This is a genomic window from Saccharothrix saharensis (assembly GCF_006716745.1).
GTDB lineage: Bacteria > Actinomycetota > Actinomycetes > Mycobacteriales > Pseudonocardiaceae > Actinosynnema > Actinosynnema saharense.
On sequence record NZ_VFPP01000001.1, the window covers coordinates 7,714,203 to 7,733,563 of the forward strand.

Genomic DNA, 19,361 nt, shown 5'->3' on the forward strand with positions numbered 1-19,361 from the left:
TGGCCTGCCGAGAACGTGCTCGATTGGCATGCTTCGGCGGTCCACGTCGGCCGTACCATGGTGGTGTTCGCCCTCCCACTTCGAGAAAGGCTGGTCGTGACCACTTCACCCGACGCCGGCACCCAGGTCACCGGCACCTCCCGCGTCAAGCGGGGCATGGCGGAGATGCTCAAGGGCGGCGTGATCATGGACGTGGTCAACGCCGAGCAGGCCAAGATCGCCGAGGACGCGGGCGCGGTGGCCGTCATGGCGCTGGAGCGGGTGCCCGCCGACATCCGCGCGCAGGGCGGCGTGTCCCGGATGAGTGACCCGGACATGATCGACGGCATCATCGACGCGGTGTCGATCCCGGTGATGGCCAAGGCCCGCATCGGCCACTTCGTCGAGGCACAGGTGCTGCAGTCCCTCGGCGTGGACTACATCGACGAGTCCGAGGTGCTGACCCCGGCCGACTACGCCAACCACATCGACAAGTGGCAGTTCACCGTGCCGTTCGTGTGCGGTGCGACGAACCTGGGCGAGGCGCTGCGCCGCATCACCGAGGGCGCGGCGATGATCCGCTCCAAGGGCGAGGCCGGCACCGGCGACGTCTCCAACGCCACCACGCACATGCGCAAGATCCGCGCGGAGATCCTGCGCCTGCAGAACCTGCCCGCCGACGAGCTCTACGTCGCGGCCAAGGAGCTCCAGGCGCCGTACGAGCTGGTCCGCGAGGTGGCGGAGGCCGGCAAGCTGCCGGTCGTGCTGTTCACCGCTGGTGGCATCGCGACGCCCGCCGACGCGGCGATGATGATGCAGCTCGGCGCGGAGGGCGTGTTCGTCGGCTCGGGCATCTTCAAGTCCGGCAACCCGGCGCAGCGCGCGGAGGCGATCGTGAAGGCGACGACCTTCCACGACGACCCGGACGTGATCGCGAAGGTGTCGCGCGGCCTCGGCGAGGCCATGGTCGGCATCAACGTGGACGAGATCCCGGAGCCCCACCGCCTGGCCGAGCGCGGCTGGTGATCCCCGGTTCCGGGCGGCCCGTCGGACGTGTCCGGCGGGCCGCCCGTCGTTCAGACGTGCTCCGAGACCAGCATGGCGGTCGTGCCCGGTTCGAGTGCCTGGGCCGTGTGCGGGATGTCGCCGGGGTAGAGCAGGTAGTCGCCGGGGCCCAGCTCGACCGGTTCGGTCTGCGGGCCGGCCAGCATGCGGCCGGTGCTGACGATCACGTGCTCCACGGTGCCCGGCATGTGCGGTTCGGAGTCGCGCGGCGGGCCCGGTTCCAGGTGGAGCAGGTAGATGTCCCGGCGGGCACCCGGTGGGCACGAGGCCAGCAGGGTCGCCGTGTAGTGGGCGCGTTCGGAGTAGATCGCGGGACCTTCGCCGGCGCGGATCACCCGCACGCGTGGCGTGGGCGGGTCGACCAGGCGGGAGAACGGGACGCCCAGCGCCACGCCGAGCGCCCACAGGGTCTCCACGCTGGGGTTGCCGCTGCCCGACTCCAGTTGTGACAGCGTGGACTTCGCGATGCCCGCCCGCTTGGCCAGTTCGCTCAACGACAGCCCGACGCGGTCGCGTTCGCGGCGCAGCGAGGCCGCGATGACGTCGAGCGGCGCCCCTGTGTTCGACATGACAGTCCTATCGTTCGGCTTGACGAACGCCTTGTCACTGTTCATCGTAGAAGACGATGCGTTCGACATGGCGAACCCTTGATGCCGGGCTGCTGCGTGACGTCGCCGCGGTGGCCGCCGGCGCCGCGGTCAGCGGCGCCTCGTTCGGCGCGATCTCGACCGGCGCGGGACTGCCCTGGTGGCTGCCCGTGGTGATGTCGCTGCTGGTCTTCGCGGGCGGCTCGCAGTTCATGGCGGTCGGGGTGGTCACGGCGGGCGGCAGCCCGGCCGCGGCGGTGCTGGCCGGCCTGCTGCTCAACGTCCGGCACCTGCCGTTCGGCCTGGCGGTCGGCGACGTGCTCGGCAAGGGCCTGCTGCCCCGCCTGGTCGGCAGCCACCTGCTGATCGACGAGACCACCGCGTTCGCGCTGGCCCAGAGCGACCCGCGCCGCGCCAAGGCCGCCTACTGGTCGTGCGGCGTCGCGCTGTTCATCGCGTGGAACGTCGCCGTGGTCGTGGGCGCGGTGATCGGTCAGAACATCGGCGACCCGGCCGCGTTCGGGCTCGACGCGGCGTTCCCCGCGGCGCTGCTCGCGCTGCTGCTGCCCGCGCTCAAGGACAAGGCCACCCGGCACGCCGCGCTGCTGGGCGCGGCCATCGCGCTGGCCGCCACGCCGCTCCTGCCCGCGGGCGTGCCCGTGCTGCTCGCGCTGGGCGGCCTGCTGATCACCGCACGACAGGGGGAGAAGGCGTGACGCTGACCGCCGTCCTGGTGCTCGCCGCGGGCACCTACGCCTTCCGCCTGGCCGGACCGCTGCTGCGCGACCGGATCACGTTGTCGGACCGGGTCAGGTCGCTGATGTCGATGTCCGCGACCGTGCTGCTGTTCGCCCTGGTGGCGACGTCCTCGCTGACCAAGGGCCAGGGCTTCGCGGGGCTCGCGCTGCCGATCGGCGTCCTGGTCGGCGGGGTGGCGGCGTGGCGCAAGGCGCCGTTCGTGGTGGTGGTCGTGCTGGCCGCCGTGACGACCGCGGGCCTGCGGTTCGCCGGCGTGTCCTAGCCCGCTACAGGTACTCCCGCAACCGCCCGGCGAGCGTGCCGCGGTCCTGCGTCACGCCCGGGTCCGGCTCGGCGCCGCCGGGCTTGCCCGCCAGCACGTCGTCCACGAACCGCGCCACGTCCTCCGGCGGCGGCACGAGCGGCAGGCCGAGGTGGGCCACGACGACCGGCTTCTCGGTCGGGTCGGTCTCCACCGCGATGGACCAGCCGCGCTGCTCGTTCCACAGCAGCATCAGGTCCCGCCCCGGGCCCTCCAGGCCCAGGTAGGCGGTGGCGGTGTCGCTGACCTCGAACTCGGTGCCCTCCGGCGGCACGCCGACCCGCTCGGCCACCGCCTGCACGTACCGGGCCAGTCCGAAGCTGATCAAGGCGCTGTCATCCACGAACCCATCCTCTCCCGTGACCTCATCCGGTGATCGGCGCCGTGAGCCAGGTCTCAGGGATGCCGAACGCGTCCACCAGCGTGCGCGCGTGCGGGCGCAGCCGGCCGCACAGCTCGTTCACCGCCTGCGACACGGCCTTCGCCCGCTGCGGCGTCAGCCGGCCGTGCTCCAGGAACCACGCCCGGTCCGCCTCGATCGTGCTCAACGCGTAGAGGTCGCACACCTGGTCCAGGAGCGCGGACGCCTCCGGGTCCGCGCACCGGTCGACCGCCGCCACGAACGCCTCCAGCACCACCCGGTCCACGTGGGCGCGTGCGGCGTGCAGCACGTGGTCCTGCGCGGCGTTGAACACGTCGAACGCGTCGTCGCGCGACGCACGCCGCAACCGCCGCGCCAACCCCTCCAGCACGTGCCGCTCGCGGTCCTCGAACTGCCGCACCTGCCAACCCCGGTCCAGCAGCGCGTCCGAGCTGCCCGACACCAACCGGTCGATGATGGCCCGCGCCGCCGTCCGCTCGATCACCACGCCCACCGCCTGGTCCGCGACGAACCGGGCCATGCCCCACGGGTCGAGGTCGCCCACGTGGTCGCGGTAGCTGGTCAGCAGACCCTTCGCCACCAGTTGCAGCAGCACGGTGTTGTCACCCTCGAACGTGGTGAACACGTCCGTGTCCGCCTTCAACCCGGCGATCAGGTTCTCCGACAGGTACCCCGCGCCACCGCACGCCTCCCGGCACGCCTGGATGGTGTGCGTGGCGTGCCACGTGGCCACCGCCTTGAGCCCCGCCGCCCGCGACTCCAGCTCCCGCTGCTGCCGGTCGTCGGCCACGTCGTGCAGCGCCGACACCATCTCCTCCTGCGCGAAGTGCAGCGCGTACGTCGTCGCCAACGCGGGCAGCAACCGCCGCTGGTGCGCCAGGTAGTCGAGCACCACGACTTCCTCGCCCGTGTCGGGCCGGGTGAACTGCCGCCGCCCGTCGCCGTACCGGACGGCCAGCGCCAGCGCCTTCTTCGTCGCGCTGCCGGCACCGCCTGCCACGCTGATCCGCCCGCGCACCAGCGTGCCGAGCATGGTGAAGAACCGCCTGCCCCCGCCCTCGACCGGGCTGGAGTACGTGCCGTCCGCGGCCACGTCGCCGTACCGGTTGAGCAGGTTCGCCCGCGGCACCCGCACGTGGTCGAACCACAACCGCCCGTTGTCCACGCCGTTCAGCCCGGCCTTCGGCCCGCAGTCCTCGATCCGCACACCGGGCATCGGCGCGCCGGACGCGTCCCGGATCGGCACCAGCACCGCGTGCACCCCGTGCGTCACGCCGCCGGTCACCAACTGCGCGAACACCACGGCCATCCGCCCGTCCCGCGCGGCGTTGCCGATGTAGTCCTTGCGCGCCGAGGGGTCCGGCGTGTCGACCACGAACTCCTCGGTGTCCGGGTCGTACGTCGCCGTCGTCCGCAGGTGCTGCACGTCCGACCCGTGCCCGGTCTCGGTCATCGCGAAGCACCCGGGCAGCCTGAGGTCCATGATCGCGGGCAGGTACCGCTCGTGGTGCTCCGCCGTGCCCAACGCCTGCACCGCGCCACCGAACAGGCCCCACTGCACGCCCGCCTTGACCATCAGCGACAGGTCGCCGAACCCCAGCACCTCGAACGCCACCACCGAGCCGCCGACGTCGTCCTGCCCGCCGTGCGCGGCCGGGAACCCGATCAACGGGTGCCCGCCGTCGGCCAGTGCCCGCAGTTGCTCCAGCACCCAGGCCCGGTACTCCTCGCGCTCGAGCTCACCCGGTGGTTTCAGCTCGCCGAGCAGGTCCGTCGAGCGGCGGCGCACCGCCGCCCACCGGCCGTCGAGCAGGTCGCGCAACGCTTCGGTCCCCATGGTCATTGTTAACACAGGTTCACGTCACCGGCTCGACGACGGCCGGAAGCCCCTCACGACCACCGGTCACCGTCGACCGGCGGCACGGTGTGCTTGCGCACGTGCTGGAACAGCAGGTTCGTCTGCACCTCGCTGACCTCGCGGCGCGTGGTGAACCGGTCGAGCACCAGGCGTTGCAGGTGCGCCGTGTCCGCCACCGCGACGTGCACCAGGAAGTCCTCCGGCCCCGCCACGTGCGACAGCGCCAGCACCTCCGGCAACGTCAGCACGTAGTCCATGAACGGCTCCACGATCGCCCGCGTGTGCGGCCGCACCCGGACCGCGATGACCGCCTGCACCGGCCGTCCCACCGCGGCCAGGTCCACCTCCGCGTGGTACCCGGTGATCACGCCCCGCTCGCGCAACGACCGGTGCCGGACCACGCACGTCGACGCCGCCACGTTGACCCGGTCGGCCAGCTCCTTGTTGGGCAGCCGAGCGTCCTTCTGCAACTCCTGCACGATCGCCGCGTCCACCGAATCCAGCACGCCGAAACCCTCCTGCCACCGAACGTCCTGCGGAACTGTCCCGCATCGGCCGACGATAAGTCCAAGATTCGGCCATGACCCGGTTGCGTACGACGGCGGTGCACGGTGGGCGCGACGATCTCGCCGACCTGGGCGTGCACGCCCTGCCGATCGACCTGTCCACCACCTACCCCATCCCCGACCAGGGCGCGGGCGGCCTCGCGCTGCAGCACCTCGCCGAGGGCGCGGCGCACGCCGCCTCGCCGGTCTACTCCCGGCTGCACAACCCGACCGTGGCGCGGTTCGAGCGGGCGCTGGCCGCGCTGGAGGGGACGTCGGCCGCCGTGGCGTTCGGCAGCGGCATGGCCGCGGTGACCGCCGTGGTCCAGGCCGCGTGCGTGCTCACCGGCAAGCCGCACGTGGTCGCGGTGCGCCCGATCTACGGCGGCACCGACCACCTGCTGTCGTCCGGCCTGCTCGGCGTGCGCACGACGTACGCCGGGGCCGACCACGTCGCCGAGGCGATCACGCCGGACACCGGCCTGGTCGTGGTCGAGACGCCGGCCAACCCGAACCTGGACCTGCTCGACATCGCCGCCGTGGCCGCGCAGGCGGACGGGGTGCCCGTCATGGTGGACAACACGTTCGCCACCCCCGTGCTCCAGAACCCGGCCGCGCACGGGGCGACCTACGTGCTGCACTCGGGCACCAAGTACCTCGGGGGTCACGGCGACGTGCTCGGCGGCGTCGTCGCCTGCGCCGAGGAGCACGCCGGCCCGTTGCGCCAGGTCCGGATCGTCACCGGCGCGGTCCTGCACCCCTTGGGCGGCTACCTCATGCACCGGGGCCTGGCCACGCTGCCCCTGCGCGTCGAAGCGGCCCAGCGCACCGCGACCGACCTGGCCGCCCGCCTCGCCGCCCACCCCGGCACCGGCCTCGTCCGGCACCCGGGCCTGCCCGGCGCGGACCCCTCCGGCCTGGTCGGCACCCAGATGCGCGGCCCCGGCGCGATGCTGGCGTTCACCACCCGCGAGGACCCCGCCGCGGTCGTGCGCAGGCTCCGGCTCGTCACGCCCGCGGTCAGCCTCGGGTCGGTCGACACGCTGATCGAGCACCCGGCCGCGCTGACCCACCGGTTGGTGCCCGACACCGCGCGCGAGGAGTCCGGCGTGCCCGCCAACCTGCTGCGCCTGAGCGTCGGCCTGGAGGACGTCGAGGACCTCTGGGACGACCTCGACCAGGCGCTCTCCGGCGGTTGTGAAGAGGATTACATCAAGTCTTCCTCAAGCGATTTCCGGGAGCCCGTCGCGAGCCACTAACGTTCGGCCACCATGATTGAGCAGACGGTCGCGGAACCCGACGCCGACGGCTACACCAAAGCGCTGTCCAAGCGCCAGGTGCAGATGATCGCCATCGGCGGCGCCATCGGCGTCGGCTTGTTCCTCGGCGCCGGCGGCAAACTCGCCCAGGCCGGCCCGGCACTGGTCTTCTCGTACGCCCTGTGCGGCCTGGCCGCGTTCTTCGTGATGCGCGCGCTCGGCGAATTGGTGCTGCACCGGCCCACCGCGGGCAGTTTCGTGGAATACGCCCGCGAGTTCATCGGACCGTGGGCCGGTTTCACCTCCGGCTGGATGTACTGGGTGAACTGGGCGATGACCGGCATCGCCGAGATCACGGCGGTGGCCATCTACGTGCACCGCTGGCTGCCGGACCTGCCGCAGTGGGTGACCGCACTGGCCGCGCTCGGGTTCCTGGTGCTGGTCAACCTGCTGTCGGTGAAGCTGTTCGGCGAGCTGGAGTTCTGGTTCAGCGTCATCAAGGTGACCGCGATCGTGGTGTTCCTGTTCACCGGCGTCGCGCTCGTGATCGGCGGCGCGGACGTCGGCGGCAGTGAAGCGGGCGTGCACAACCTGTTCGCGCACGGTGGCGTGTTCCCGGCGGGCATCGGCATCGCGTTGATGACGCTGCAAGCGGTCATCTTCGCCTATTCGGCGATCGAACTCGTCGGCATCGCGGCGGGGGAGACCGCCAATCCGCGCCAGGTGCTGCCGAAGGCCATCAACGGCGTCGTGTACCGGATCGGCGTCTTCTACGTCGGCTCCGTGCTGCTGCTCGCGATGCTGTTGCCGTGGAGCCTCTACAGCGGCGCGGAAAGCCCGTTCGTCACCGTGTTCTCCGCGCTCGGCATCGCCGGGGTCGGCGACGTGATGAACGCGGTCGTCCTCACCGCCGCGCTGTCGTCGTGCAATTCGGGCCTCTACTCCACCGGCCGCATCCTGCGCTCGCTCGCGCAGAAGGGCGAGGCGCCCGCGTTCACCGGGAAGATGAACCGCAGGCACGTCCCCTACGGCGGCATCCTGTTCACCTCGGTCGCCTACCTGTTCGGCGTGGTGCTCAACTACCTGGTGCCGAAAGAGGCGTTCGACATCGCCATCGCGGTGGCGTCGCTGGGCGTGGTGGCGACCTGGGCCACGCTGATCCTCTGCCAGCTCAGGCTGCGCCGGGCCGCGGTGCGCGGCGAGGTCGAGCGGCCCTCCTACCGGATGCCCGGCGCGCCCTACACCGGGTGGGCGACGCTGGCGTTCCTCGCGCTCGTCATCGTGCTGATGGCGTTCGCCGGACCCGCCGAGCGCATCGCGTTCTGGTCCATCCCCGTGCTCGCCGTGCTGCTGTTCGTCGGCTGGCGAGCCGTCCAAGCCCGTCGTTCGACCGCCCACCAGGCGGCCGAGCGGGTCGCGGAGCGCGACTAGCGCGTCCGCGGGAAGACCGAACGGCCGGGCGGGTGCCACGAGCACCCGTCCGGCCCGGTCACCTAGGCTGGTGGCAGTTCACCTAGGAGGAAATCCAGCCGTGTCCGTCGTCGGTGTCCTCGCCCTCCAGGGCGACGTCCGTGAGCACCTCGTCGCGCTGGCCGAGGCCGACGTGCTCGCCCGCCCCATCCGCCGGCCCGAGGAGTTGGCCGAGGTCGACGGCGTGGTGCTGCCCGGCGGCGAGTCCACGGCCATCAGCCGGCTGCTGGCCACGTTCGACCTGCTGGAGCCGCTGCGCGCGCGGATCAAGGAGGGCATGCCCGCCTACGGGTCGTGCGCCGGGATGATCCTGCTCGCCGACCGCGTCCTGGACGGCCGGCCCGACCAGCACCAGCTCGGCGGGCTCGACATCGTGGTCCGCCGCAACGCCTTCGGCCGGCAGGTCGATTCCTTCGAGGCCGAACTCGACTTCACCGACGTGGGCGAGGTGCACGCGGTGTTCATCCGGGCCCCGTGGGTGGAATCGGCCGGATCGGACGTGGAAGTGCTCGCCCGGGTGCCCGAAACGGACGACGCCGGCGAGGCCGCCGGTAGGATCGTCGCGGTTCGGCAGGGGCACGTGCTCGCCACCTCGTTCCACCCGGAACTGACCGGTGACGGGCGGGTGCACCGCCTTTTCGTGGACATGGTCCGTGCCGCGGGCTGAGTATTCGACGGAGGAGAAATGAGCGGCCACTCAAAGTGGGCGACCACCAAGCACAAGAAGGCCGCAATCGACGCCAAGCGCGGCAAGCTCTTCGCGCGGCTGATCAAGAACATCGAGGTGGCGGCCCGCACCGGCGGTAGCGACCCCGACGGCAACCCGACCCTGTACGACGCCATCCAGAAGGCGCGGAAGAACTCCGTGCCGCTGGACAACATCGAACGGGCCCGCAAGCGCGGCGGCGGCGAGGAGGCGGGCGGCGCGGACTGGCAGACCATCATGTACGAGGGCTACGGCCCCAACGGCGTGGCGGTGCTGGTCGAGTGCCTGACCGACAACCGCAACCGGGCCGCGTCCGAGGTCCGCACCGCGATGACGCGCAACGGCGGCTCGATGGCCGACCCCGGCTCGGTGGCCTACATGTTCACCCGCAAGGGCGTCGTGATCGTGCCGAAGGCCGACGGGCTGGCCGAGGACGACGTGCTCATGGCGGTGCTCGACGCCGGCGCCGAGGAGGTCAACGACCTGGGCGAGAGCTACGAGGTGGTGTCCGAGGCGGGCGACCTGGTCGCGGTGCGCAAGGCGTTGCAGGACGCGGGCTACGACTACGAGTCGGCGGAGGCCAACTTCCTGCCGTCGGTGTCCGTGCAGCTGGAGGCCGAGGGCGCGCGCAAGATCTTCAAGCTGATCGACGCGCTGGAGGACTGCGACGACGTGCAGAACGTCTTCGCGAACTTCGACGTGTCGGACCAGGTGATGGCGGAAGTGGACGCCTAGCGGGAGCGTCCCCCGGCACAGCCCGGATCAGCCCAGCCCCGCGCCGGTCGTCCCGGTGCGGGGCTGTCGCTCGTCCGGGGCCCGCGCTTATGCGGGGTTGACGCCGGCAACGGGCACAATGGCCGGGTGTCGAACCCCTCCGGACCCTCCGTCCAGGACATCAACCTGCGCAACTGGCTGCTGACCCAGGCCGAGCAGCACGGCCACGCCGTGGTCACCGTGCCCGAGGACGGCGAAGGCGCGGGCTACTCGTTCTCGGTCGGGGCGTGGCGCCGGTTCGGGGTGGCCGAGGCCGTGGTGCTCGGCCTGCCGCCCGAGCACGCCCAGGTGCTCATCCGCGCCTACGTCGACCGGGCCCGCCGCGGCGAGCGGTTCGTGCCCGGACGGCTCTACCACGACTTCTTCGAGGGCGTGCCGGTCACCTTCGAGCGCGTCTTCAAGGGCTTCTACCCGGAGTTCTTCGGCAGCGCGTTCCTGCTCTACGGCAAGGGCGACTTCGCCGCCGTGCAGATCATCCTGCCGACCGCGGACGGCCGGTTCCCGTGGCACCACGACGCGCCGATGGGCTTCGGCGACTGGCAGCTGCTGCTGACCGAGAGCGGCCGGCCGGAGAGCTGGGAACCGGGCGTCACCGGCCCCTGACAGCCCACCCGGACCCACTCGGGCCCCGCCGCGTGATGCGGCGGGGCCCGTCGCCGTTGTCCGGACGATGTTGTCAAGAACCGGCTCACCGACCGCTGACAACGCTCACGGGCTATCACTGTGGTGTGCGTCGAGATGTCGGGGACTCCGCACGCTGCGAGGGGGAGGTGCGTCCCGTCCCGCGTAGTCGGGGAGCCGCGCGGGGCGGGGCGTGCGCGCCAGGGCTTGGCCACGGGGGCCCCGCCCGTGCCAAGGAATAGGCCGCGGGGAGAGCTTCCGATGGGCTCTCCCCGCGGTGCGCGCCCGCTACGGCGTCCGGCCGAGCAGGGCGATCAGCCTGGTCTGCGGGTCGGCGTCGTCGGGCACCGGCACCGGCGGGTCGAACAGCCCGCTCGCCGCCCACGCCTCGGCGTTGGGCTCGATGTAGCCCAGCACCGCCTCGGCGAGGTCCGGGTCGATCCGCTCCTCCGCGCCGATGGCGCGGGCCAGGTCCCAGGCGTGCACCGCCAGGTCGGAGGTCATCTGCCAGCCGTACTCGACCGCCGTGGCCTTGCCGTAGCTCAGGTGCACCGGCTTGAGCAGCGCCTTCGGCGCGATCCACGCCTCCCGTGCCGCGGCCGCCGCCAGCACCCACGAGTGCAGCGGGTCGTCGCCGAGCTGGTCGCCGTCGAACCGGTCGCCCACCTGCTCGACCGTGCAGCCCGCCAGGAGTTCCGGCGCCCACAGCTGCTCGTGGACCAGGTGGTTGACCAGGTTCCGGACCGACCACTCCTTGCAGGGTGTGTCCCAGTCCCACTGCTCGGGGCGCACCCGGCGCACCCGCGAGTCGAACTCCGTCATCGCGCGTCCGTGAGCCTCGATCAGATCCACCTCACGAGTGCACCAAACGTTGAAGCGGAGCGCACCCCGAGGTTGTGGAGTAGGCCACTCGGGCGCATCGGGATTTCTTCCAGTACACCCGTACGGCGTAACGTGACCCGGTACGCCGACGGTGACATCGTTGACACCAGGAGGACCACGTGAGCGCCACGAGCGCTGTCTCCACCCCGCAGCGGGGCTTCTTCGGCCACCCCCGAGGACTGTCGACGCTGTTCTTCACCGAGCTGTGGGAGCGCTTCTCCTACTACGGGATGAAGGCGATCCTCGCCTACTACCTGTACCGCTCCGTCGACGAGGGCGCGCTCGGGCTCGACAAGAGCTTCGCGCTGTCGTTGGTCGCCATCTACGGCGCGTCGGTCTACATGTCCGGCGTGGCGGGTGGCTGGCTGGCCGACCGCGTGCTCGGCGGGCAGCGCGCCGTGTTCCACGGCGGCGTGCTGATCATGCTCGGGCACGTCGCGCTCGCGCTGCCGATCGGCGTCACGGGCGTCTACACCGGCCTCGTGCTGATCGTGCTGGGCACGGGCCTGCTCAAGCCGAACATCTCCACCGTGGTCGGCGGCCTGTACGACCGGCAGGACCCGCGACGCGACTCCGGCTTCACGATCTTCTACATGGGCATCAACCTCGGCGGCTTCCTCGCGCCGCTGGTGTGCGGGTTCCTCGGCGAGACCTACGACTGGCACCTGGGCTTCGGCGCGGCGGCCGTCGGCATGGCGCTGGGCCTGGTCGTGTACCGGCTCGGCCGGCGCGGCCTGGGCGACTCGGCCGCCGTGCCGCCGTTCCCGCTGCCCGCGGCGGAGCGCGGTCGGGTGCTCGGCCGCATCCTCGCCGCGGTGGTCGGTTCGGTGGCGGTGGTGGCGCTGCTGGTGGTGCTCGGGGTGCTGGGCGCGGAGGGCGTGATCAACCTGATCAGCCTGCTGTCGGTGCTGCTGCCGATCGGCTACTTCACGGTGATGATCCGCAGCCCGCGCACCACGAAGGTGGAGCGGTCGCGGGTGATCGCCTACATCCCGCTGTTCGTGGCGGCGGCGATGTTCTGGCTGCTGTTCGAGCAGAGCGCGACGGTGATCGCGGCGTTCGCGGACACCCGGGTCGACACCGCGTTCCTCGGCCTGTCGTTCCCGCCGTCGTTCATCCAGTCGATCAACCCGGTGATGATCATCGCGGTGGCGCCGCTGTTCGCGCTGCTGTGGGTGAAGCTGGGGCGTCGCCAGCCCGCGACGCCGCGCAAGTTCGGCTACGCGCTGCTGCTGGTGGGCTTGTCGTTCCTGCTGATGATGGTCGCCAGCCAGGGTGACCCGTCGGTGCGGGTGAGCTTCCTGTGGTTGGTGCTGATGTATTTGGTGATGACGTGCGGCGAGCTGCTGCTGTCGCCGGTGGGCCTGTCCGTGACGACGAAGCTCGCGCCGCGGGCGTTCGCCTCGCAGACCATGGGGCTGTGGTTCCTGGCCACGGCGGCCGGCTCGGGCGTCGGCGCGATCGTGGTGCGGTTCTACAGCGACGAGAACGCGGTGGCGTACTTCGGCGTGCTGGGCGCGGTGGCGATCGGCCTGGGCGTCGCGCTCGTGGCGGCCACGAAGTCGATCCACCGGTTGATGCAGGGCGTCGACTGACGTGACGCCGTCCGGTGAGGGGCGTGCGCCACGCCCCTCACCGGACCGCTCACTCGAACGCCGCCGCGTTGCGCGCGGCCCAGTCCGCGAAGGAGCCCGCGGTCCGGCCGAGGACCCGTTCGACGTCCGGGCTCACCCGCTGCTCGTCGGCGGTCGGCGAGCCCAGGATGGCCAGCGTGGCGTCCGCGATCACCTCCGGCATGAACGCCGTCATCCCCGCCCTGGCCTCGTCCCGGCTCAGCTCCACGAACCGCACCGGCTCGCCCACCGCGTCCCCGATCGCCGCGACCTGCTGCCGCGGCGTGACCGCCGCCGGCCCGGTCAGCACGTAGGTCCGGCCGCCGTGGCCCGCCTCCAGCAACGCCGCCGCCGCCACCCCGGCGATGTCGTCCGGGTCGATGACCGGCAGCGCCACGTCCGCGAACGGCGCGGCGGCCATCCGTCGCCCGCGGACCGTCCCGGCCCACGCGTAGCTGTTCGAGGCGAAACCGCCCGGCCGCAGCACGGTCCACTCCAGGCCCGACCGCGTGACGGCCTCCTCCAGCTCCGGGTTGTGCCGTCCCGTGCCGACGCCCTGTGAGGACAGCAGCACGACCCGCTCGACGCCACCGGCGCGCGCGAGGTCCAGCACCTCGCCGAGCACGGTCCCGTTGCCGCCGTGGGCGGTGAAGTCACCCGACGTCAGCAGGAACAGCGCCGTCGCGCCGTCGAACGCGGGCCGCAGGCTCCCCGGCTGCGTGAGGTCCGCCCGCACGTGCCGCACGTCCGGGTGCGTGCCCTCGGCCGGTACGCCGCGCGACACGGCCGTCACCCGCTCGCCCGCCTCGACCAACGTCCGCACCAGCGTTCGGCCGACGTTCCCGGTCGCCCCGGTCACCACGATCATGTCCACTCCCCGTCGTCCGCGTTCTCGGTACGGCGCAGAAGCTAATATCCCGGGGATAGTGGGTACCTAGAGGAAAGTAATGGCGGAGGGGGTTCCGTGTGACCAGCGGCACAGCGGCCGACCCGGAGTCGGCCTGTCCCATCGCGCCGGTGGTGGACCTCGTGTTCAGCCGCTGGACGACCCCGATCCTGTGGGCGCTCAACGAGTTCGGCCGGCAGCGGTTCGTCGAGCTGTCCCGCCGCATCACCACCATCACGCCCAAGGTGCTGACCCAGCGGCTGCGGCAGTTGGAGCGCGACGGGCTCGTGGTGCGCACCTACCACGCCGAGGTGCCGCCCAGGGTGGAGTACGAGATCAGCGAACTCGGGCGCAGCCTCGCGCCCTTGTTCGCGCACCTGGCCGAGTGGTCCGCGGCGAACCTGGGGAAAGTGGAACGGGCGCGACAGGAGCACGACGGCAAAGAGCGGATCGGGGTCCGGAGAAATCCGCACTGATGCGGAAAGGACGCAACGACCCGCCGCGGCGGCGGTGCGGCGGGTCGGCGCGCGATACCAGCATGCACCACAGAGCTGAGGCTCAGCTGATGGTTTGACCGATCGGGTGGTGTTTTTTCACGCCGGTGGAAACCGGGAGCCGGTCCGCGCCCCGGATCACCCGCGACGGACGCCGGTGCACGCGGCCCGCCGCCTTCAGGTCGGGGAACCGCCGGAAGAGCCCGCGCAGCGCCGCCGCGCCCTCCATGCGGGCCAGTCCCGCGCCCAGGCAGTAGTGGATGCCGGAGGAGAACGCCAGGTGCTCGCGCACGTCCGCGCGGTCCGGGTCGAACCGGTGCGGGTCGGCGAACACCGCCGGGTCGCGGTTGGCCGCCGCCAGCATGAGCATGACCGGGGTGCCCTTCGGCAGCCGGGTGCCCGCGACCTCGGTGGACTCGAACGGCACCCGCACCGTGTACTGCACCGGCGGGTCGTGGCGCAGCGTCTCCTCCACGACGGCATCGGCGTAACCCGGGTCGGCGAGCAGGCGTTCGCGGACCCCGGGGTGCCCGAGGACCTCCAGCACCGCGTTGCCGATCAGGTTCACCGTGGTCTCGAACCCGGCCACCAGCAGCAGTTCCGTGGTCGCGATCAGGTCCTCGCGGGACAGGTCGTCGTGCGCGGCCAGTGCGGACACGACGTCGTCGCCACCGGGGTGCCGCCGCCGGTGCGCGATCAGGTCGTCCAGGAACGCCTCGAACTCGCGCAACGCCGCCTGCAACGCCCGCATCTCGCGCAGGTCCCGCACGCCGTCGAGCGCGTTGACCAACGCGCTGCCCCACCGGGCGAACGCGGCGTGGTCCGCGCCGGGCACGCCGAGCAGGTCGGCGATCACCTGGATCGGCACCCTGGCCGCGAAGTCGCCGACGAGGTCGAACGTCGGCCGGTCCGCCACCTCGTCCAGGTACTCCTCGACCACCCGCTCCACCGTGGCCGTCCGGTCGCGCAGCCCGCGCGGCGTGAACCACGGCGCGACCAGCCGCCGCAGGCGGGTGTGGTCGGGCGGGTTGCGGACGAGGAACGACTCCTCGACGGGGTTCACCAGCCGCCGTCCGTCCACCTGGACCGACGCGTCCACCGGCGACAGCGCGCCCGCGGGCAGCGGGCCGAACCCGGGATCGCGCAGGAGCCGCGAGCACAGCTCGTGCGAGGCGGTCAGGTACAGCCCCATCCTGGTCGGCACCAGCACGCCCCGCCCGCGCACCGACTCGTACACCGGGTAGGGGTCGCGGGAGGGGCTCAGGCCGAGCAACCGGGCGGCGGGGTCGCCGAGGAGGGCTTGCGCGCGGACGACGGCGCGTCCCAGGAACAGCAGCGTCGCGTTCTTCACCGTGGACGGCATGCCACCACGGTGGCGTGAACGCGAGAAAGGTTCAAGCGCGGGCCGGGCACGGAAAACCGATGGCGGCACCGGACCGGCCGGAACTACGCTCCGGCCCGGTGACCACCGTCCTGTGGCTCCTCGGCCCGTCCGGCGTCGGCAAGTCGACGGTCGGCTGGCACGTCTACCGCTCGCTGGACCGCGCGTCCTACGTCGACACCGACCAGCTCGGCCTCTGCTTCCCCGCGCCCGCCGACGACCCCGGGAACCACGTGGTCAAGTCGAGCGCGCTGGGCGCGTTGTGGCCCGAGTACAAGGGTTCCCCGCTCGTCGTCTCCGGCTTCCTCAACACGGTCGGGGAAGCCCGCCTGTACACCGATCGCCTGTCCGGCGCCGACATCACGCTGTGCCGGTTGCGGGTGAACCGGGCCGAGCTGCGTGACCGGTTCCTCGGCCGCGGGTGGCTCGTCGAGCAGGTCGACCAGGCGCTCGCCGACGCCGACGCGCTGGAGCGCGCCGACTTCGCCGACTTCACCGTGGACACCGACGGCCGCGCGCCCGCCGACATCGCGGCCGGGATCCGGGCGAGGTGGACCGCGTGACCGTCCTGTGGATCGGCGGACCACGTGCCGTGGGCAAGTCGACCGTGGGCTGGGAGGTGTTCACCCGGCTCTCCGCCCGCACGAGGACCGGGTACGTGGACCTCGCCCAGATCACGTTCGCCACACCGCCGCTGGACGCGGCGGGCCGGGCGCGCCGGTTCGACGCGGTCCGGCGGGTGTACCGGGAAGCGGGCGCCCGGCACCTCGTCGTCACCGGCGGCCACGAGGACGTGGTGCCGGAGGCGCGGCTGTGCTGGCTGGCCGCGACCCACGACCAGCTCGTGGCACGGCTGCTCCTGCGCGGCGCGGGCAGGGGTCCGGCGATCCCCGGCGACGACCTCCGCGGCCTGGCCGGGGAAGAGCTGCGCCGCCTGGCCGCTCCCACCGTCGTGGTGGACGCCGACCTCCTGGTCGCCACCGACGGCCGACCCGTCGGGGAGATCGCGGCCGAGATCGTGGACCACTTCTTCGGCGGCTAACCGTTGCGGGTGCGCACGACCAGGGACGCCAACCGCCACGTGCCGCCGTCCGGTGTCCGCTGGGGCGTCTCGGCCAACGCGAGGTCCGGGAACCGGTCCAACACGGCCGAGAGCGCCGCCTGGGTCTGCACCCGGGCGAACGCCGCACCGAGGCAGAAGTGCGCGCCGTGCGAGTAGCCGAGGTGGCCGGTCGACGGGACGCGCGTGACGTCCAGCTCGTCCGGCGCGTCGTACACGCGGGGGTCGCGGTTGGCCGACACGATCGCGGTCATCACCGGCTCGCCCTTGCCGATCACCACGTCGCCGAAGGCCACTTCCTCCCGCGGGAACCGCGGCACGGTGAGCAGCTGCGGGCCGACCCACCGCGTCAGCTCCTCCACCGCGCGCGGCACCAGCCCCGGGTCCGCCCGCAGCGCGGCGAGCTGCTCGGGATGGGTGAGCAGCGCTTCCAGGCCGTTGACGATGAGGTTCGTCGGCGTCTGCCCGGCGATCACGAGCTGCCAGACCAGGGTGACGAGCTCCGCGTCGGTGAAGCGGTCACCGTCGGCGTCCCGCACCCGCAGCAGTTGGGAGATCAGGTCGTCGCCCGGTGACGTCCGGCGCAGCTCGACGGCCTCGATCGCGCCCTCGACGATCCCCGGGATCGCCGCGACGAACCCCGGGCCGTAACCGCTGACCACGGCCACGCCGTACTCGCGCCACCGCGGCCGGTGCTCCGCGGGGATGCCCACCAGCTCGCAGATCACGTCCATCGGCAGCGGTCGGGCGAAGTGCTCCAGCAGGTCCGCGGTCGGGCCGTCGGGCAGGGCGTCGAGCAGCGCGGCCACGATCGCCTCGATCCGCGGCCGGAACTCCTCGGCCCGACGCGCGGTGAACGCGGGCGCGGCCAGCCGGCGCAGCCGCACGTGCTCGGGGCCGTTCAGCTCGGACATCGTGCGCAGGTACGGCCGGCAGTGCTCGGGGACGCCCGGCAGGCCCATGAAGCTGTTCGGGCTCAGCTCGAAGCGCGGGTCGGCGAGCATCGCCTTGGCGTCCTCGTGCCGGGTGAGGACCCACATGTCGCCCATGCCGGGCAGCGGCATCCGGGCCACCGGGCAGCGCTCGCGCGCCTCGCCGTAGGCGGTGAACGGGTCCAGCAGCACCTCGGGTCGGGTGGGGTCGATCTCGGGAACGGTCAACGCGATCCTCCGGAGGTTCACATCAGATGTTCTCATCATTTGAATGGTGACGGTATCTTGACCGGGCGATGCCGGGCAAACGGGGAGCGTGACGGTGCGGCTGAGCAGAGCGGAGACGCAGGAGCGCAACCGGGCGCGGGTGCTGGCGGCGGCCAGGGCCGAGTTCGCCGACCGCGGCTTCCGGGACGCCAAGATCGACACGATCGCCCAGCGGGCGGAGCTGACCCGGGGCGCGGTCTACTCGAACTTCCCCGGCAAACGCGCGCTCTACTTCGCCGTGCTGGCCGACCTGGCGGAGCGCGCGGAGGTGCCGTCCGACCCGCAACGCGGGGCGGACCGGCGCGAAGCGCTCGGCGCGCTGGCCCGTGCCTGGGTGACGTCGATCGGCCACGACGCGCCGGCCCGGGACTTCCTGCCCGAAGTGGCCGCCGAGGAGGTGACGCGGCGGCCGTTCACGCAGTTGCTGAAGCTCGACGCGCTGCTGCTCAGCCTCGCGCTGGAAGCCTTCGACCCGGTCGTGCCGCCGCCCGGCTCGCCACCCGCCCGGCTGGTGCGCCTCGCCGAGGTCGTGCTCGCCACCCTGCACGGCGCGAGCGGCCTGGCCGCCGCCGCGCCCGGGTTCCTGGAGCCGTTCGACGTGATCAGCGCGTGCGAACAGCTCGCCGGCCTGGAGCTGAACGACTGGTGGGCCCCGCCCCCGGGCGCGGTGGTCGCGGGGGAGGACCGGCCGTGGGCGCCACCGGCCGTACCGGACCTCGTGCGCGGCGCGGAGGTGACGCCGGACGAGGACGGCGTGGTGGTCGTGCTCGGGCTGAACCGGCTGGCCGCCGCGGAGGAGGCGGTGCGCAACCACGCGCTGGTGACACTCGCGCTGGTGACCGGCACGCCGGGCGAGCTGGGCCCGCTGGCGCGGCTGGCGCTGGCGCGGCTGTGCGTGCCGATGCGGCAGGCGTTCCCGGTCGGGGCGTGGCCCCGGATCCGCGTGGTGTGCGACGAGACCGGCGCGCTGGCGCGCGCGGCGGGCGTGCCGTCGGTGAGCGACGAGACCGAGACCGCGATCCGCGTCGAGGGCGGTCGGGTGGTGGCGCGGGCGGAGGGGTCAGGAGCGGCGCACGCGGTCAGCGCCGGGGCGCGGGTGCGGGCCTAGCGGCGGGCCGGGCCGGCGCCGGGCGGCGTTCCAGGACGGCGCGGAAGTCGGCCGGGATCGGGGTGCTGCGCAGTTCCGGCGTGCCGAAGGAGACGTACCGGTTCCAGCCGGTGGCGACCGGCGTGCCGTCGACGTCCGCCTCGAACCCCATGGTCAACGTGGTGGTGCCGAGCGTGCGCACGCGCACCGAGATGCGCAGCAGGTCGTCGAACCGGGCCGGGCTGAGGTACCGGATGGACGTCTCGGCCATCACGAAGTCGATGCCGTGCTTCTCCAACTCCTTGTAGGAGCCCAGCAACGACCGCAGCGTCTCCACCATCGCGGCCTCGAAGAACACCGCGTAACGCGACGCGTGCACGATCCCCTGGCGGTCGCAGTCGACCGGGCGCACCCGCACCCGGTGCACGTGGGCAGGTCGCGCGTCAGCCATGC

General features: G+C 72.4%; 22 protein-coding genes. 13 read left to right on the plus strand and 9 right to left on the minus strand.

The window, feature by feature from the left end:
* Positions 1 to 57: 57 nt before the first annotated feature.
* Positions 58 to 1,005: a pyridoxal 5'-phosphate synthase lyase subunit PdxS gene (pdxS, locus tag FHX81_RS35170; RefSeq protein WP_425473861.1), complete on the plus strand. Its 948-nt coding sequence runs from the start codon at positions 58 to 60 to the stop codon at positions 1,003 to 1,005.
* A 50-nt stretch (positions 1,006 to 1,055) separates the two neighbouring features.
* Here pdxS and FHX81_RS35175 read toward each other — a convergent pair whose 3' ends face one another.
* On the minus strand, positions 1,056 to 1,613 hold the full coding sequence (locus FHX81_RS35175; protein ID WP_141982801.1) for a helix-turn-helix domain-containing protein: 558 nt from the start codon (positions 1,611 to 1,613) through the stop codon (positions 1,056 to 1,058).
* 56 nt (positions 1,614 to 1,669) lie between these two features.
* On the opposite strand from FHX81_RS35175, the gene FHX81_RS35180 reads away from it, so the two are divergent.
* Together FHX81_RS35180 and FHX81_RS35185 are read left to right on the plus strand one after the other, a co-directional pair.
* Positions 1,670 to 2,347, plus strand: a complete 678-nt coding sequence (locus tag FHX81_RS35180) for an AzlC family ABC transporter permease (protein ID WP_141982802.1) — start codon at positions 1,670 to 1,672, stop codon at positions 2,345 to 2,347.
* Entirely contained in the window at positions 2,344 to 2,652 is a 309-nt protein-coding gene (locus tag FHX81_RS35185) for an AzlD domain-containing protein (RefSeq protein ID WP_141982803.1), read from the plus strand. Before FHX81_RS35180 ends, FHX81_RS35185 begins: the two co-directional genes overlap by 4 nt.
* Before the next feature lie 4 nt (positions 2,653 to 2,656).
* Here FHX81_RS35185 and FHX81_RS35190 read toward each other — a convergent pair whose 3' ends face one another.
* Genes FHX81_RS35190 through FHX81_RS35200 form a run of 3 tightly spaced genes read right to left on the minus strand, consistent with a single transcriptional unit; the run spans position 2,657 to position 5,437 of the window.
* The gene (locus tag FHX81_RS35190; protein WP_141982804.1) at positions 2,657 to 3,034 is read right to left on the minus strand and encodes a DUF6292 family protein; all 378 of its coding nucleotides are present in this window, start codon (positions 3,032 to 3,034) and stop codon (positions 2,657 to 2,659) included.
* Positions 3,035 to 3,056: 22 nt separating this feature from the next.
* The gene (locus FHX81_RS35195; protein ID WP_141982805.1) at positions 3,057 to 4,916 is read right to left on the minus strand and encodes an acyl-CoA dehydrogenase family protein; all 1,860 of its coding nucleotides are present in this window, start codon (positions 4,914 to 4,916) and stop codon (positions 3,057 to 3,059) included.
* 47 nt (positions 4,917 to 4,963) lie between these two features.
* A complete protein-coding gene (locus FHX81_RS35200) occupies positions 4,964 to 5,437 on the minus strand; it encodes an Lrp/AsnC family transcriptional regulator (protein ID WP_141982806.1) in 474 nt (157 codons plus the stop codon).
* A gap of 74 nt (positions 5,438 to 5,511) precedes the next feature.
* Here FHX81_RS35200 and FHX81_RS35205 point away from each other — a divergent pair, with 74 nt between their 5' ends.
* From FHX81_RS35205 to FHX81_RS35225, 5 genes are all read left to right on the plus strand, one after another.
* Positions 5,512 to 6,735: a trans-sulfuration enzyme family protein gene (locus tag FHX81_RS35205; protein WP_141982807.1), complete on the plus strand. Its 1,224-nt coding sequence runs from the start codon at positions 5,512 to 5,514 to the stop codon at positions 6,733 to 6,735.
* A 12-nt stretch (positions 6,736 to 6,747) separates the two neighbouring features.
* Positions 6,748 to 8,166: an amino acid permease gene (locus FHX81_RS35210; protein ID WP_211363647.1), complete on the plus strand. Its 1,419-nt coding sequence runs from the start codon at positions 6,748 to 6,750 to the stop codon at positions 8,164 to 8,166.
* Between the two features lie 100 nt (positions 8,167 to 8,266).
* Complete coding sequence (gene pdxT, locus FHX81_RS35215; RefSeq protein ID WP_141982808.1) at positions 8,267 to 8,872, plus strand: pyridoxal 5'-phosphate synthase glutaminase subunit PdxT; 606 nt, start codon at positions 8,267 to 8,269, stop codon at positions 8,870 to 8,872.
* 18 nt (positions 8,873 to 8,890) lie between these two features.
* Positions 8,891 to 9,646 (plus strand): YebC/PmpR family DNA-binding transcriptional regulator, encoded by a 756-nt coding sequence (locus tag FHX81_RS35220; protein WP_141982809.1) that lies wholly within the window; start codon positions 8,891 to 8,893, stop codon positions 9,644 to 9,646.
* A 126-nt stretch (positions 9,647 to 9,772) separates the two neighbouring features.
* On the plus strand, positions 9,773 to 10,288 hold the full coding sequence (locus tag FHX81_RS35225) for a DUF4262 domain-containing protein (RefSeq protein WP_141982810.1): 516 nt from the start codon (positions 9,773 to 9,775) through the stop codon (positions 10,286 to 10,288).
* A gap of 306 nt (positions 10,289 to 10,594) precedes the next feature.
* On the opposite strand, the gene FHX81_RS35230 is transcribed toward FHX81_RS35225, so the two are convergent.
* Complete coding sequence (locus FHX81_RS35230; protein ID WP_141982811.1) at positions 10,595 to 11,128, minus strand: TIGR03086 family metal-binding protein; 534 nt, start codon at positions 11,126 to 11,128, stop codon at positions 10,595 to 10,597.
* Between the two features lie 179 nt (positions 11,129 to 11,307).
* Between FHX81_RS35230 and FHX81_RS35235 the strand changes: the two genes are divergently transcribed.
* A complete protein-coding gene (locus FHX81_RS35235; RefSeq protein WP_141982812.1) occupies positions 11,308 to 12,783 on the plus strand; it encodes a peptide MFS transporter in 1,476 nt (491 codons plus the stop codon).
* A gap of 49 nt (positions 12,784 to 12,832) precedes the next feature.
* Here the strand turns inward: FHX81_RS35235 and FHX81_RS35240 are convergent, their stop codons facing one another.
* On the minus strand, positions 12,833 to 13,669 hold the full coding sequence (locus tag FHX81_RS35240) for an NAD(P)H-binding protein (protein ID WP_141982813.1): 837 nt from the start codon (positions 13,667 to 13,669) through the stop codon (positions 12,833 to 12,835).
* A 98-nt stretch (positions 13,670 to 13,767) separates the two neighbouring features.
* On the opposite strand from FHX81_RS35240, the gene FHX81_RS35245 reads away from it, so the two are divergent.
* The gene (locus tag FHX81_RS35245; RefSeq protein WP_141982814.1) at positions 13,768 to 14,163 is read left to right on the plus strand and encodes a winged helix-turn-helix transcriptional regulator; all 396 of its coding nucleotides are present in this window, start codon (positions 13,768 to 13,770) and stop codon (positions 14,161 to 14,163) included.
* Positions 14,164 to 14,245: 82 nt separating this feature from the next.
* Here FHX81_RS35245 and FHX81_RS35250 read toward each other — a convergent pair whose 3' ends face one another.
* Positions 14,246 to 15,544: a cytochrome P450 gene (locus FHX81_RS35250; RefSeq protein WP_141982815.1), complete on the minus strand. Its 1,299-nt coding sequence runs from the start codon at positions 15,542 to 15,544 to the stop codon at positions 14,246 to 14,248.
* Between the two features lie 98 nt (positions 15,545 to 15,642).
* On the opposite strand from FHX81_RS35250, the gene FHX81_RS35255 reads away from it, so the two are divergent.
* Together FHX81_RS35255 and FHX81_RS35260 are read left to right on the plus strand one after the other, a co-directional pair.
* Positions 15,643 to 16,125 carry a hypothetical protein gene (locus FHX81_RS35255; RefSeq protein ID WP_141982816.1) on the plus strand — a complete coding sequence of 161 codons (483 nt, stop codon included), beginning with the start codon at positions 15,643 to 15,645 and terminating at the stop codon, positions 16,123 to 16,125.
* The gene (locus FHX81_RS35260; RefSeq protein WP_141982817.1) at positions 16,122 to 16,604 is read left to right on the plus strand and encodes a P-loop NTPase family protein; all 483 of its coding nucleotides are present in this window, start codon (positions 16,122 to 16,124) and stop codon (positions 16,602 to 16,604) included. The genes FHX81_RS35255 and FHX81_RS35260 overlap by 4 nt, the downstream gene beginning before the upstream one ends.
* Here FHX81_RS35260 and FHX81_RS35265 read toward each other — a convergent pair.
* The gene (locus tag FHX81_RS35265) at positions 16,601 to 17,782 is read right to left on the minus strand and encodes a cytochrome P450 family protein (protein WP_246108126.1); all 1,182 of its coding nucleotides are present in this window, start codon (positions 17,780 to 17,782) and stop codon (positions 16,601 to 16,603) included. The two genes, FHX81_RS35260 and FHX81_RS35265, sit on opposite strands and share 4 nt — an antisense overlap.
* Positions 17,783 to 17,876: 94 nt before the next feature.
* Between FHX81_RS35265 and FHX81_RS35270 the strand changes: the two genes are divergently transcribed.
* Positions 17,877 to 18,929, plus strand: a complete 1,053-nt coding sequence (locus FHX81_RS35270; protein ID WP_141982819.1) for a TetR/AcrR family transcriptional regulator — start codon at positions 17,877 to 17,879, stop codon at positions 18,927 to 18,929.
* On the opposite strand, the gene FHX81_RS35275 is transcribed toward FHX81_RS35270, so the two are convergent.
* A complete protein-coding gene (locus FHX81_RS35275; RefSeq protein ID WP_141982820.1) occupies positions 18,901 to 19,359 on the minus strand; it encodes an acyl-CoA thioesterase in 459 nt (152 codons plus the stop codon). The two genes, FHX81_RS35270 and FHX81_RS35275, sit on opposite strands and share 29 nt — an antisense overlap.
* Positions 19,360 to 19,361: the final 2 nt, after the last annotated feature.

Coding starts and splice junctions, on each gene's coding strand:
- pdxS (WP_425473861.1), top strand. CDS start 58: ATGGTGGTGTTCGCCCTCCCACTTCGAGAAAGGCTGGTCGTGACCACT.
- FHX81_RS35175 (WP_141982801.1), bottom strand. CDS start 1,613: ATGTCGAACACAGGGGCGCCGCTCGACGTCATCGCGGCCTCGCTGCGC.
- FHX81_RS35180 (WP_141982802.1), top strand. CDS start 1,670: ATGCGTTCGACATGGCGAACCCTTGATGCCGGGCTGCTGCGTGACGTC.
- FHX81_RS35195 (WP_141982805.1), bottom strand. CDS start 4,916: ATGACCATGGGGACCGAAGCGTTGCGCGACCTGCTCGACGGCCGGTGG.
- FHX81_RS35205 (WP_141982807.1), top strand. CDS start 5,512: ATGACCCGGTTGCGTACGACGGCGGTGCACGGTGGGCGCGACGATCTC.
- FHX81_RS35210 (WP_211363647.1), top strand. CDS start 6,748: ATGATTGAGCAGACGGTCGCGGAACCCGACGCCGACGGCTACACCAAA.
- FHX81_RS35220 (WP_141982809.1), top strand. CDS start 8,891: ATGAGCGGCCACTCAAAGTGGGCGACCACCAAGCACAAGAAGGCCGCA.
- FHX81_RS35230 (WP_141982811.1), bottom strand. CDS start 11,128: ATGACGGAGTTCGACTCGCGGGTGCGCCGGGTGCGCCCCGAGCAGTGG.
- FHX81_RS35240 (WP_141982813.1), bottom strand. CDS start 13,669: ATGATCGTGGTGACCGGGGCGACCGGGAACGTCGGCCGAACGCTGGTG.
- FHX81_RS35250 (WP_141982815.1), bottom strand. CDS start 15,544: ATGCCGTCCACGGTGAAGAACGCGACGCTGCTGTTCCTGGGACGCGCC.
- FHX81_RS35275 (WP_141982820.1), bottom strand. CDS start 19,359: ATGGCTGACGCGCGACCTGCCCACGTGCACCGGGTGCGGGTGCGCCCG.